This window comes from Bradyrhizobium sp. CSS354 (assembly GCF_029051725.1).
Lineage (GTDB): Bacteria > Pseudomonadota > Alphaproteobacteria > Rhizobiales > Xanthobacteraceae > Bradyrhizobium.
The window spans coordinates 721670-734625 of record NZ_JAACFU010000001.1 but is presented as its reverse complement, the minus strand read 5'-3'; the positions used below and the strand labels follow the sequence as shown (position 1 = coordinate 734625).

The window sequence follows — 12956 nt, the reverse complement described above, 5'->3', positions numbered from 1 at the left end:
CCAGGACTTGCGGCCTAGGACTTGCGGCCTAGAACCTGCGGCGGATCTTGTAGAGAATAAATCGCTCCGAAGTGTCCAGCGCTTCCAGCAGATCCGGCAGCGGGTTTGCGACCCGCGGCCCGAGGACGTAGAGATAGTCGTAATCCTGGTGCCAGGTGCGGACGAACGGCGGAACGTCAGCCGGCGGCCGGCTTGCCGCAATCGCGGTAAGCACGCCCAGCGGCACCGGCCCCCCGTAGGGAATGGCAAGATGGCGCACGTCCTCGCGGGCCCGCACGGGCTGCTTGCCCGCTTCCGTGAATAGATTGGGCACGAACGCGTTGGCATAGTGCACGGCGAGCGTAGGCGCATAATACATCGGATATGAGGTGAGGTCGGCGAAGGGCGGGTCTCCATTGTCGTCCGTGCTGGCGACGAGGATGCGCGAGCCGCGATCGATCTTGTGGAACGACTCGACGATGGCCGCATAGTCAGTGCGGTAAGGCAACCACACCGCGAGCACGACGGCGAGATTGATCAGGATGACGCCACTGATCGCGGCGAGCGCTGCCATTCTCCATGTCCGGCTGGGCAGCGTCAGCGAGCAGAAGGCCGGCAGGATCAGAGCCGCAGCGGGAATCACGCGCAGGTCGACGAACGAGGTTCCGAACAGCTTCGAGGGAATGACGACGTAGAGCAGCGCGAAGCCGATCGCGAGCCAGATCCCGGCTGTCTCGAGCTTGAGGACGCCGCGTCTTGCGGCGAAGAACAGCGAGATCATCAATGCCAGCCCGGTCGCTGCCGCGACCGTCAAATTGTAACCGTTCATGATGCGCAACGGCCAGATCGGCTTGAATCCGAGGAACCAGCTCGTTCCTTCGCTTCCGATCGATCCCGCGGTCATGCGCATGATCCCAAACAGGGCAAGCGCCGGTAGGGCCAGCGCGCCGAGCCGCGCGGCGGCGACACCGTACGATACTCGCCCATGGCGAATGCGCGAGAGCTCGTAGACCCCGAGCGTCGCGCCGTAGATGCCGAGGGAGAAGAAATGCGCCGCAAACAGCGCAGCGACGAACACCATGTTGACGACGAAACGCAGCGGCCATGGGCGTTCCGCAAGCATCAGATAGATGGCGATGCCGCAGAGAGCGAGGCCCAGTCCGAACTCGAAATTCACGAAGCCCCAGCTAAACGGCAGACAGTAAAGGAAAGCGAGCGCCGCAAAGCCGGCGAGATGGACCCGTCCCTTCCGGGCCCATTCGAGCAAAAGCGCGCCCCCGACGATCAGCAATTGGCTCAGGAGCAGAAACAGCCGTGTGGCATTCTCGACGCTGATCAGCCGTGCCATCTGCGGGACCAGCAGATCCATTCCAAGGTTGGGATAGAATGCCCAGGCCACTTCGTAATGCGGATTGGCGTTGGGGGTGCCGTTCTCGCTCAGAATATACATCCGGGCGAGGTGATTGGGATAGTCGACCATCGCGGGGATAGGCGTCAGCAGCACCGGAAGAAACGACACGGCCGCCAGCACGGCAAGAACGGTGATCGCCACCGACCGGTCCGAGCCAAGACGAGCCCGGATTGTCGAGGTCGGCTTGTCGCAAGGAATCATGTCATCGGGCCGCTGCAGTTTGAGCTTACGCTCTACGATGGCGCAGCCGCACGACACAACGCCATAGTGCGAACTTCGCGAGAATCAAACAGGGGTCGCCGCCGCATCGGAAAGAGGAGCCCGTCACCCGGCGCGTTGCACGCGGACTCGTGCTGACGAGATTGCGGCCTGCCTATGCCGGCTACTTCACCGCCGCGCTGATCGAGTTGAATTTGCCGCTCAGGAGTGCGCTGCCCGTATTGTTCACGGCCGCGATGATCGCAAACGCGATCCCGGTGGCAATCAGACAATACTCGATGGCAGTGGCACCATTTTCATCGGCAAGAAATGACTTGAGCAAAGTCATCGTCAACTCCTGTTCATCCGTCCAACTTAGGCTGGTGCCGTTTTCGGAATGGTAAATTGATTCACTAATTTTCGTGGGCGCGTCAAAACGCAGGTGGACGGTCCTCACCTGCCGTTTGATATGGTGTCATCGATTGACTTAAGGTTTCGTCACCCAATTCGGACGCATTTGGCGATGTCTTCATCGCCTCTCAGGACGAGATCTGGCGTTCCGGCGCGGCCTTCCCGGAGCGTTTCAGCACTGCTGCCAGGCGTCCGACCAGATAGCTCATCGCCCACGGCTGCGCCCGCGCGGAGCGGCCGGCGGGGCTTTCTTCCTCGGCCGCGTCGTTGACGATGCCGATGTAGTTTTTTCTGGCGTCCTGCTGCTGCACGAGGCTATGAATCCCGAGTCTAATCAGGGGCGAGCATGCTGCGCTGAGCGGGTACCGGCGGTTAATTTTGTCTTCCGTAGGATTACGTGCCGCCGCCGGCCGCAGGTAGACGCTGAAAGCGCGGGCTTGGCTTAACGGATTGTTGAGCCTGTTCTCGAGCGGGGCGCCGGGCTCACTTGCGCCGACCGTCCGCATTCAGCGCCCGTAACACCGCGATGCGGGCGAACATCATCCAGCCGCCGCCGGTCTCGGCTGCGTTGATCAGGGTTTCGATCGCGATCTGCCAGTGGCTCGCATGCTGCGTATCCTCGGGCAGTCGCATGATGTGATCGGCAGCTTCTTGCAGCGTCCGCAGCTTGCGCCCGCCACGTAACGATATGGGTTCGTCGAACGCGGTCGACCAGGGCATGTCAGGTCGGCCGATCGGCGAGGGGAGGCATCACGGCGTGGCCGCTGGTGCGATGCTGCTAGCCGGCCTTCTTCGCCCGCGCCTGCGCGCGCACCGGCTTGTCGGCTTTTTTGGGAGCGGCTTTCGCAGCAGCGTCCTTGCCGCCCTTGCCGGCGATCGGCAGCAGCATCTCGCGCTGGCCTTCGACGCGCTTCTTCGGTTTCTTGTCCTTGACGGTGTCCTTGGTCGCATCCCTGGCCACCTTCGCCGCGGGACCTGCGTCCTTCTCGTTCGCGATGCTCTTCTTCAGCGCGTCCATGAGGTTGATGACGTTGCCGCCGGTCTTGGGCGCGGCTTTCGCGGTGATGGGCGCGCCGCTGCGCTTCTTGTTGATGAGGTCGATCAGCGCGGTCTCGTAATGGTCCTCGAACAGCTCGGGCTCGAACGCGCCGGACTTCTTCTCGACGATGTGCTTTGCAAGGTCGAGCATGTCCTTGGTCAGCTTCACGTCCTGGATGTCGTCGAAATAGTCCTTCTCGCCGCGCACCTCATAGGGGTAGCGCAGCAGCGTCCCCATCAGGCCGCTCCCGAGCGACTCCAGCGCGATGATGTGCTCGCGGTTGGTCAGCACCACGCGGCCGATCGCGACCTTGTCCATGCTCCGGATCGTCTCGCGGATCACCGCAAAGGCGTCGTGGCCGACCTTGCCATCGGGCACGAGATAATAGGGGCGGATCAGATAGCGACTGTCGATGTCGGTCTTCGGTACGAACTCGTCGATCTCGATCGTGTGGGTGGACTCCAGCGCGATGTCGTCGAGCTCGTCCTTGGTGACCTCGATGTAGGTGTCCGTGTCGACCTTGTAGCCCTTGACGATGTCCTCCGAGGTCACCTCGTCACCGGTCTCGGCGTCGACCTTGAGGTACTTGATCCGGTGCCCGGTCTTGCGGTTGATCTGGTTGAACGAGACCTTCTCGGTATCCGAAGTGGCCGGATAGAGCGCGACCGGGCAGGTCACGAGCGACAAACGCAGAAAACCCTTCCAATTGGCGCGGGGGGCCATGGGCTACTCCAAACGCAACGGGGACAGAACACGAAGATACCATCGGGGAACAACGAATCATAGCAAGGCGGTTCGCTGAATCTTGCAACTGCGTTAACCGGCCGCCCGGCGAGCGGTTGCAGCCTGATCCGGCCGCAAAGGCCGGAACATCATATCCCATCATGCGTTGCCACGGGACATTCCGCCGCGAGGAGTCGCGGCCATCAGACGCGACGCCCAGAAATTGAGGTCACCATGGCAACCACGCGAGACCAACGTCAGATCGTGGAAACTCCAACCGAGGCGCGCCAGGGCGAGCCCGGGCCGTCGGTGGCGGCGCTGCTCGCCATATCCACCGGGCTCGCGATCCTGATCCTCGCCGTCATCTGGTTCGTGTTCTTCCGGACCTGATCGGCAGATCGACCGGACGGTTCGCACCTTCCGACTCGCCGCGCAACGCGGCACATTGCGCCCGCCATGCCGCCGGTTCGTCCGATGGCCTGGCGGGCGCAGTGCGTTGACCGCGAACAGGTCGGATATGACCAAAAAGTAACGCGGCCGGTTCCCCGTGTTCATATTCAGTTCACGCCGGAATTGCTCATCTGTGCGGGTGTTCATGCGGCCTAATCCTGGAGAGAAGCGTGCGCCTGCTCGTCGTTGAGGACGACCCCGATCTCAATCGCCAGCTTACGAAGGCCCTGACCGACGCCGGATATGTCGTCGATCGCGCCTTCGACGGGGAGGAGGGGCATTATCTCGGTGACAACGAGCCCTACGACGCCGTGGTGCTCGACATCGGCCTGCCGAAGAAGGACGGCATCTCGGTGCTGGAGGCCTGGCGGCGCAACGGACGCACCATGCCGGTGCTGATCCTCACCGCGCGCGACCGCTGGAGCGACAAGGTCCAGGGCTTCGATGCCGGCGCCGACGACTATGTCGCAAAGCCGTTCCACCTGGAGGAGGTGCTGGCGCGCATCCGCGCGCTGCTGCGCCGCTCCACCGGCCACGCCCAGAGCGAGCTGAGCTGCGGCCCCGTCACGCTGGACACCAGGACCGGACGGGTCAGCGTATCAGGCAATCCCATCAAGATGACCTCGCACGAATATCGGCTTCTGGCCTACCTGATGCACCATTCGGGCCGCGTCGTGTCCCGCACCGAGCTGGTCGAGCATCTCTACGACCAGGACTTCGATCGCGACTCCAACACCATCGAGGTCTTCGTCGGCCGCATCCGCAAGAAGCTCGACGTCGACATCATCCAGACCGTCCGTGGCCTCGGCTATCTCCTGACCCCGCCGGCCCCTGGCGCTTGAAGCGCGGTGTCTCGAACTATCTTGTCTGGACGTATCTTGGCTTGACGGGCGGCGCGGCAGAGGCCTTGTTCGGGTCATGAGTTCCGACGCCATGCCACCCCGCGCCTCCGGGATCATTCCGATGCCCGCCAGCTCGCTCGCGAACCGCCTGTTCCTGTCGGCGACCGCGTGGCTCGTGGTGATCCTGGCCATCACCGGCGTGGTGCTGTCGTCGGTCTACAAGAACGCCACCGAGCGCGCCTTCGACCGCCGGCTCAATCTCTATCTCCGCACGCTGATCGCCGAGGTCGCCACCCCCGACGAGCCGCCGGATCGCCAGTTCCAGTCGCTCGGCGAGCCTCTGTTCGAGCTGCCGTTGTCCGGCTGGTACTGGCAGATCACGCGTACCGACACCGAAAAGCCGGAGGTGCGGTCCTCGCGCTCGCTTTGGGACAAGAAGCTGCCGAAGCTGGAAGAGCAGGGCACCGAGCTCACCGCCGCCGGCATCCGGATCGCTTATGTCGACGGTCCCGAGGGACAGAACCTGCGGATGGTGGAGCGGCCGGTCGATCTCGGCGCGGACGGCAAATTTCTCGTCAGTGTCGCCGGCGACGACACCGAGATTTTCGACGAGACGCGCAGTTTCGATTACTACCTCGGCGGCACCTTCACCGCACTCGGCATCGTGCTGCTGCTGACCACCGTGTTCCAGGTCCGCTTCGGTCTCGCGCCGCTCAAGCGCATCTCCGAATCCATCGCCGACATCCGGTCCGGGCGCGCGGAGCGACTCGAGGGCGAGTTCCCGGTCGAGATCGCGCCGCTGGCGCGCGAGACCAACGCGCTGATCGACGCCAATCGCGAGATCGTCGAGCGCGCACGCACCCACGTCGGCAATCTCGCCCACGCCATCAAGACGCCGCTCTCGGTCATCGTGAACGAGGCCGGCGCGCATGCCACCGATCCATTCGCGGCAAAGGTGATGGAGCAGGCCGACGTGATGCGTGACCAGGTCGCCCATCATCTCGAGCGCGCGCGCATCGCGGCGCGGGTCTCGGTCGTCGCGACGGTGACGGAGGTGGCACCGGCCATCGAGGCACTGCGGCGGACCATGGAGAAGATCCACCGCGGCCGCGGCATCGTGGTCGAGGCCGAGGCCGATCCGTCGGCGAAATTTCGCGGCGAGCGGCAGGATCTGGAGGAGATGGTCGGCAATCTCGTCGACAACGCCTGCAAATGGGCGGCCTCGCGGGTCTTCATCGAAGTTCTAGTGGAAGCGCCCCATCAGACGAGCGCCGCTCCGCGGCTGCATATCGTCGTTGACGACGACGGCCGCGGTCTGTCGGAGGCCGAGCGCGCGCAGGTCTCACGGCGCGGCCAGCGGCTCGACGAGTCCAAGCCGGGATCTGGGCTTGGGCTGTCGATCGTGACCGAGCTCGCTGCGCTCTACGGCGGCAGCCTCTCACTTGGCCGCGCGCCGAGCGGGGGGCTGCGGGCGGAGCTGGTCCTCCCCGGAATATAATGCCTTGTTCCGACATGACTATTTGGCCTGCGGCACGTCGATCCGGACGAAACCCGGGGTATTCGGAGCGACTTCCTAAACGGCTTCTTAAGTGGGCCCACCTATGATCGGGCAGGACGGATCCCACGTCCGCCATTTTACCGTTCATTACCCGGGCGCATGAGCCAGACATCGATCGAGCGGCTGAGGGAATATCTCGCGCAGCTCCCGCCGCAGGCGCAGGCACTGCTGATGCGGGAGTTCGAGCGTGCGCTCGAGCGCGGCCAGGACACGGCCGTGGCAACCCTCGTGCTCGACCAGCTGCGCAAGATCGTCCGCAAGACGGAAGCCGACGCGGCCCCACCGCCGCGTACGGACGATCTGTCGCGGCTACTGTTCCAGGTGCTGGAACCATTCCTGGTCGAAGCGGGCGCCCCGATCCGGGCCGGGCAGATCCGCCGCTCTTCGCTGGCTCCGATCTGGCAATGGCTCGGCCGCGACGGTGCTTCGGCCAAGCTGAGCGAATTCGAGGCGGCGCTAGCGCGCATGCCGGCCGACAGTGCAGGGCAGGTCGAAGCGCTGGCCTCGAAGCTCCAGGCGGTCGCCGCGGATGCCATCTTCGAGCTGACGGGGCCGGGCGGGGGTGACAAATCGCGTGCGCTCGCCCGCGTCGGTCCGCCCAACGTGATCGAGGATCTCTATTCGACCGGGGCGGTGCTCGCGGTCCGCGACGCCATCGCCACCTTGAACGAGAAGCTGCCGCGCTCTTTGCGCGCCTTCAGCGATGCCCAGATCGCCTCGGTGACTGCCGCGCTCAACATTCCCGTCCTCCAGACGCCGCAGATGCTGCCCTTCGCGCTCTCCATCGTCATGCAGCGGATGACCGCGCCATGGCAGATCATCCGCCTCGCCATCAAGATTGCCGCGTCCGACGACGAGATCCGTGTCGCGGCAACGCCCTATGGCGTCGCCGTCACGATGGCGCTGCATGATCTGTCCTGCGTGGCCGCCATCCTGCGCATGGACATCAAGCGCGGCCATTTCGACAATGTCGCCGGCAATCTCAAGACGCTGCACGACGGCGTCCGAGGCCTGCGTACCGAGCTCGACCTGCGCAACGATTCCGCCTGGGGCAAGCAGTTGACCTCGATCCGGGCCGACATCTCCAACGCGCTGCAATCCGAGATCGACAGTGTGCCCGGCCGCGTCCGCCGCATCCTGCGCCAGCGCGCCGAGAAGGACATTCCGCCGGGCGCGCGGATCGACAGCACCGAGGTCGAGGAAGCCGTGGCGCTGATCGATTTCGTCGCGACATGTCGCAATTATGCGAGCGAGCTTGCGATTAACGAGGTGACGCTGCGCACCTATTCCGACCTCCAGCAATATGTCGAGCGTTCGACCGAGCAGCTGGTGCAGTCGCTGCGTGGCGCCGATCACAAGGTCCGCACCTATCGGCAGCAGCAGGTGCAGGCCGCGATCCGCTTCTGCCAGGTGCTGTTCGGCGATGATTATGCCTCGCTGATGAGCCGCGCCGCGGAGAACGCGGCCACGGGCGAGCGCAAATCGTCGCGCGTGAGCTGATCCAGGCGCATATTTTTGTGATCACAATTTCAGGTTGACGGTGTCGGTGGCTGGCCCTACGGTCGCCGTGCAAATTCTTGATATTTCTATCTGTGGGCGCATGAAATCCGTTATCAGTTCCATCGAAATTGAGAATCGCGTCGTTGTTGCCAAATATCAAAGGCTGATGGTCGGCGCGAAGGTGGTGCTGGTCGAGAAGGCAAGCGGTCGGCAGTTTCCTGAGACCGTCACCAGGGTAGCATCGCCCGTTCCCGTCGGGGCGTTGCGCATCAGATTGCCCGATGCAATCGAGCCGGGAACATACTTCCTGAAGGCCTTCAACGGGCGTGGCGAGGACGCCGCTCAAAGTGCGGACTTCGAGATCGGCTAAGCCGTTGGATTTTCACCACTTCGGGACTGTGCGCGGTCGCGCCGAATTGACAATTGTCAATTGCCGCATCATCCGGCCGTGGTGTAAAGCCACCTGTGGGCGCGGCTTGCGCGCCGCCGGAAGCTTGCCAGATGACGCTATGGTTCGTGTTCGCGCTGATGACGGTCGCGGCGATCTTCGCCGTGCTTTTGCCGCTCGGCCGTAGCGGACGCGCGCAAAATCAGGGCAGCGAGGTCGCGGTCTACAAGGACCAACTCGCCGAGATCGAGCGTGATCTTGCCGCAGGGCTGATCGCAGCGCCCGAAGCCGAGGCCGCGCGCGTCGAGATCAGCCGCAGGTTGCTCGCCGCGGCCGGCAGCGAGCAAGCAATGACACCGAAATCCAGCGTCAAATGGCGCCGAGCGGCGGCCGTGCTGGCGCTTGCCGGCCTGCCGCTGGTTGCGATCGGTGTCTATGTGCCGCTCGGCTCGCCCAGACTTCAGGACTTTCCGCTGGCGCAGCGGGAGCGCGGATCCGGGTCCGGCATGGCGCAGTCGCTCGAGAATCTGGTCGTGCAGGTCGAGCAACATCTGGAAAAGAATCCGACCGACGGCCGCGGCTGGAACGTGATCGCGCCCGTGCTGGAACGGCTTGGTCGCTTCGACGACGCCGTGCGCGCCTATCGCAACTCGCTCGCCTACAATGGCGAGAGCGCGGAGCGCCGGTCCGATCTCGGCGAAGCGATGTCGGCCGCCGCAGGCGGCGTCGTGACCGCGGAAGCCAAGGCCGAGTTCGAGCGCGCGCAGGCGCTCAGCGCCGACGACCCCAAGGCGAATTATTTTCTCGGCCTCGCCGCCGAGCAGGACGGCCGCAAGGACGATGCCGCCAATATCTGGCGCGCGCTGCTGGCGAAAGCGCCGGCGGATGCGCCGTGGCGCCCTCTGGTGCAGACTTCGCTCGCGCGGGTCGGCGGCGGTGGCGCTACGATGCCGGCGCTGTCGGATGAGACCCTCGCAGCTTCCAAGGACATGAAAGAGGGCGATCGAAACGCGATGGTTCGCGGCATGGTCGAACGGCTCGCCACGCGCCTCAAGCAGAACGGCGACGACGTCGAGGGTTGGCTGCGCCTGGTGCGCGCCTATCTCGTGATGGGTGATCGCGACAAGGCGGTGGGGGCATCGACCGATGCCCGCCAGGCGGTTGCCAATGATGCAGCGCGGTTGCGCCAGCTCGATGAAGGCCTCAAGACACTTGGGCTCGACGGATGACGATGTCAGGACGAGACGGGCAGGGAATGGATACGCCATGACGCGCAAGCAGCGACGTATGACCATCATCGGCGGCTCGCTCGCCGTGCTCGCGCTCGCGGCCGCGCTGGTGCTCAACGCGCTGCGCGACTCTATCGTGTTCTTCTCGACGCCGACCATGGTCGCCGAGAAGCACGTCGCGCCAGGCAAGCGGTTTCGCCTTGGCGGCCTGGTGCAGCCCGGCTCGCTTCAGCGCGGCGACAATCTCGCAGTGACCTTCGAGGTCGCGGACGGCGGCGCAAAGCTTCCGGTCGCCTTCAAGGGCATTTTGCCTGATCTGTTCCGGGAAGGGCAGGGCGTCGTCGCCGAGGGCGCGCTCGACGCCGATGGCGTGTTCAAGGCCGACACCGTGCTCGCCAAGCACGACGAAACCTACATGCCCAAGGACGTCGCGGATGCCCTGAAGAAGCAGGGGCACTGGAAGGATGACTACGGCGCCAAGGCTTCAGATAGCGTCAAGCCCGCGGCTACGACCGCACAGGGCAATCCGCAGGGAGCAGTTCGGTGATCGCGGAATCGGGACATTATGCGCTGGTGCTGGCGCTCGGGCTGGCCCTGATCCAGTCCATCGTGCCCCTGATCGGCGCGCGGCTGCGCGATGACGCGCTGATGAATGTGGCGCGCTCCACTGCGCTGGCGCAGCTCCTGTTCGTCGGTGCGTCGTTCATCGCGCTAGTGATGCTGCACGTAGCTTCGGATTTCTCGGTTGCCAACGTCTACGAGAATTCCCATTCCACGAAGCCGCTGCTCTACAAGATCACCGGCGTGTGGGGAAACCATGAAGGCTCGATGCTCTTGTGGGTGTCGATCCTCGCGCTGTTCGGCGGATTGGTCGCGGCCTTCGGCAACAATCTGCCGCTGTCGCTGCGCGCGCATGTGCTGGCCGTACAGGCGTGGATCGCCAGCGCCTTCTATCTCTTCATCCTGGTGACCTCCAACCCATTCCTGCGCATCGCAAACCCGCCGATCGAGGGACGCGATCTCAATCCGGTGCTTCAGGACATCGGTCTCGCCGTGCATCCGCCAATGCTTTATCTCGGCTACGTCGGCTTCTCGATCTCGTTCTCCTTCGCGATTGCGGCGCTGCTGGAGGGGCGGATCGACGCCGCCTGGGCGCGCTGGGTGCGGCCGTGGACGCTGGTCGCCTGGATCTTCCTGACCCTCGGTATCGCCATGGGCTCGTACTGGGCCTATTACGAACTGGGTTGGGGCGGCTGGTGGTTCTGGGACCCGGTCGAGAACGCCTCGCTGATGCCGTGGCTTGCCGGCACCGCGCTGCTGCATTCGGCTCTGGTGATGGAGAAGCGCAACGCGCTGAAGGTCTGGACCATCCTCTTGTCGATCCTGACCTTCTCGCTATCGCTGCTCGGCACCTTCCTGGTGCGCTCGGGGGTCATCACCTCGGTGCATGCCTTCGCGACCGATCCAACCCGCGGCGTGTTCATTCTCCTGATTCTCTGCCTGTTCATCGGGGGCAGCCTGTCGCTGTTCGCGGGGCGCGCGACTTCGTTGAAGCAGGGCGGCCTGTTTGCGCCGATCTCGCGCGAGGGTGCGCTGGTGCTGAACAATTTGCTGCTCACGGTCGCCTGCGCGGTGGTGCTGTTCGGCACGCTCTATCCGCTGGCGATGGAGATGCTCGCCGATTTCAAGATGTCGGTCGGTGCGCCGTTCTACAATCTCACCTTTGCTCCGCTGTTCACGCTGTTGCTGCTCGCCGTGCCGTTCGGGCCGATGCTGGCATGGAAGCGCGGCGATCTGCTCGGCGTCACGCAGCGTCTGCTCGCGGCAGGCGTTGCCGGGCTTGTCGCCGCCGCCATGGTCTGGGGCTGGGTGCTCGGTGGGAGTGCGCTGGCGCCGCTCGCGATCGGGCTTGGCGTCTTCGTCATCGCCGGTGCCGTCACTGATATCGTCGAGCGGACCGGCCTCGTGCGGCTACCTTTCGCAACGGCACTGCACCGGGCCCGCGGCCTGCCGCGCTCGGCCTGGGGCTCCGCTTTTGCGCATGCTGGCCTCGGCGTCGCGCTGATCGGGATCGTCTGCGAGACTACCTGGAACAGCGAATATATCGCGACCATGAAACAGAGCGACGTCGCCCATGTCGCCGGCTACGAGGTGAAGCTCGACGGCTTGTTTCAGCGTCAAGGGCCGAACTTCCACGAGATGATCGCCGAATTCAACGTCAGCAGTGACGGCGAGAAGCTCAGCGTGATGACGCCGTCCAAGCGCAGCTTCACCACCCGCGGCTCGTCGACCACGGAGGCCGCCCTGCTGACGCGCGGCGCCAGCCAGCTCTACATCTCGCTCGGCGACGCCACTGCCGAGGGCGCCATTGCCGTGCGCATCTATCACAAGCCGCTGGTGCTGCTGATCTGGTGGGGACCTGTGCTGATGGCGTTCGGCGGCGTGCTGTCGCTGTCGGATCGGCGCCTGCGGGTGGGTGCACCGAAACCGGCGCGGGCCAAGCAGCGCCTGCAGCCGGCGGAGTGATCCGATGCGCCGGATGATGGCCGCGTTCGTCGCGCTGATGCTGCTGGCTTTGCCTGCGGCGCATGCCGTGCAGCCTGACGAGATCATGTCGGACCCTGCGAAGGAGTCGCGTGCACGCGACTTGTCGCGCGAGCTGCGCTGCATGGTCTGCCAGAACCAGTCGATCGACGATTCCGATGCGCCGCTGGCGCGCGATTTGCGGCTTCTGGTGCGCGAGCGTATCGCGGCCGGCGACAGCAATTCGCAAGTGCTCGATTTTCTGGTCGCGCGCTACGGCGAGTTCGTGCTGCTCAAGCCGCGGTTCGAGCGCCAGAACGTGCTGCTGTGGCTGCTCGCGCCGCTGCTGCTGATTGGCGGTGGCTTGGCGCTGTGGCTGCAAATCCGACGGCGCTCGCGAAATGGTGCAGATGTCCCAGCTCCGCCGCTCACGCCCGAGGAAGAGGCGCGTCTCGCCGCATTGATGTCGGACGAGGCCACATCGCGTTAGCTACATCGCTGCATCAAAGCGGGGCACTGCGCGGGCATTCCTGGAACTTCGTTAAGTTCCTGCAGGTTCGCGATTTTCGGCCGCGATAAACTGCCGCATCCGCACACGCGTTCATTACAAAAGTTTAACCCCGCCGCCAGCGCACGGTAAGGCGGCAGCCCCCATCTTCAGGTCCGTAAGGTGCCGCCGTCAGGTACCAAATGGATTTCAAGGCC

The 12956-nt window shown here is 64.4% G+C and carries 14 protein-coding genes; 9 read left to right on the top strand and 5 right to left on the bottom strand.

Translation table 11 applies throughout. The features are described from left to right. Positions 1–28 precede the first annotated feature (28 nt). The 5 genes from GWG67_RS03485 to GWG67_RS03465 all read right to left on the bottom strand — a co-directional run bounded on the left by GWG67_RS03485 (position 29) and on the right by GWG67_RS03465 (position 3761). On the bottom strand, positions 29–1591 hold the full coding sequence (locus tag GWG67_RS03485) for a hypothetical protein (RefSeq protein ID WP_275167745.1): 1563 nt from the start codon (positions 1589–1591) through the stop codon (positions 29–31). A gap of 181 nt (positions 1592–1772) precedes the next feature. Then, entirely contained in the window at positions 1773–1937 is a 165-nt protein-coding gene (locus GWG67_RS03480) for a Flp family type IVb pilin (RefSeq protein ID WP_275167744.1), read from the bottom strand. 190 nt (positions 1938–2127) lie between these two features. Continuing rightward, positions 2128–2505: a hypothetical protein gene (locus GWG67_RS38925; RefSeq protein WP_342761012.1), complete on the bottom strand. Its 378-nt coding sequence runs from the start codon at positions 2503–2505 to the stop codon at positions 2128–2130. After that, on the bottom strand, positions 2483–2719 hold the full coding sequence (locus GWG67_RS03470; protein ID WP_275167743.1) for a hypothetical protein: 237 nt from the start codon (positions 2717–2719) through the stop codon (positions 2483–2485). Before GWG67_RS03470 ends, GWG67_RS38925 begins: the two co-directional genes overlap by 23 nt. Positions 2720–2777: 58 nt before the next feature. Beyond that, entirely contained in the window at positions 2778–3761 is a 984-nt protein-coding gene (locus GWG67_RS03465) for a Ku protein (RefSeq protein WP_275167742.1), read from the bottom strand. Positions 3762–3995: 234 nt separating this feature from the next. On the opposite strand from GWG67_RS03465, the gene GWG67_RS03460 reads away from it, so the two are divergent. The 9 genes from GWG67_RS03460 to GWG67_RS03420 all read left to right on the top strand — a co-directional run bounded on the left by GWG67_RS03460 (position 3996) and on the right by GWG67_RS03420 (position 12741). Continuing rightward, the gene (locus GWG67_RS03460) at positions 3996–4151 is read left to right on the top strand and encodes a hypothetical protein (RefSeq protein ID WP_007593402.1); all 156 of its coding nucleotides are present in this window, start codon (positions 3996–3998) and stop codon (positions 4149–4151) included. A 230-nt stretch (positions 4152–4381) separates the two neighbouring features. Continuing rightward, complete coding sequence (locus GWG67_RS03455) at positions 4382–5053, top strand: response regulator transcription factor (RefSeq protein WP_247349962.1); 672 nt, start codon at positions 4382–4384, stop codon at positions 5051–5053. Positions 5054–5174: 121 nt separating this feature from the next. Continuing rightward, positions 5175–6551 (top strand): sensor histidine kinase, encoded by a 1377-nt coding sequence (locus GWG67_RS03450; RefSeq protein WP_275167741.1) that lies wholly within the window; start codon positions 5175–5177, stop codon positions 6549–6551. Positions 6552–6710: 159 nt separating this feature from the next. Beyond that, positions 6711–8111 carry a hypothetical protein gene (locus tag GWG67_RS03445; protein WP_275167740.1) on the top strand — a complete coding sequence of 467 codons (1401 nt, stop codon included), beginning with the start codon at positions 6711–6713 and terminating at the stop codon, positions 8109–8111. Positions 8112–8211: 100 nt separating this feature from the next. Next, positions 8212–8481 carry a hypothetical protein gene (locus GWG67_RS03440; RefSeq protein ID WP_275167815.1) on the top strand — a complete coding sequence of 90 codons (270 nt, stop codon included), beginning with the start codon at positions 8212–8214 and terminating at the stop codon, positions 8479–8481. A 131-nt stretch (positions 8482–8612) separates the two neighbouring features. Continuing rightward, positions 8613–9728 carry a c-type cytochrome biogenesis protein CcmI gene (gene ccmI, locus GWG67_RS03435; protein WP_275167739.1) on the top strand — a complete coding sequence of 372 codons (1116 nt, stop codon included), beginning with the start codon at positions 8613–8615 and terminating at the stop codon, positions 9726–9728. 37 nt (positions 9729–9765) lie between these two features. Continuing rightward, the gene (ccmE, locus tag GWG67_RS03430; RefSeq protein WP_211394153.1) at positions 9766–10275 is read left to right on the top strand and encodes a cytochrome c maturation protein CcmE; all 510 of its coding nucleotides are present in this window, start codon (positions 9766–9768) and stop codon (positions 10273–10275) included. Then, complete coding sequence (locus GWG67_RS03425) at positions 10272–12254, top strand: heme lyase CcmF/NrfE family subunit (protein WP_275167737.1); 1983 nt, start codon at positions 10272–10274, stop codon at positions 12252–12254. The genes ccmE and GWG67_RS03425 overlap by 4 nt, the downstream gene beginning before the upstream one ends. Before the next feature lie 4 nt (positions 12255–12258). After that, positions 12259–12741 (top strand): cytochrome c-type biogenesis protein, encoded by a 483-nt coding sequence (locus GWG67_RS03420; RefSeq protein WP_275167736.1) that lies wholly within the window; start codon positions 12259–12261, stop codon positions 12739–12741. Positions 12742–12956 lie beyond the last annotated feature (215 nt).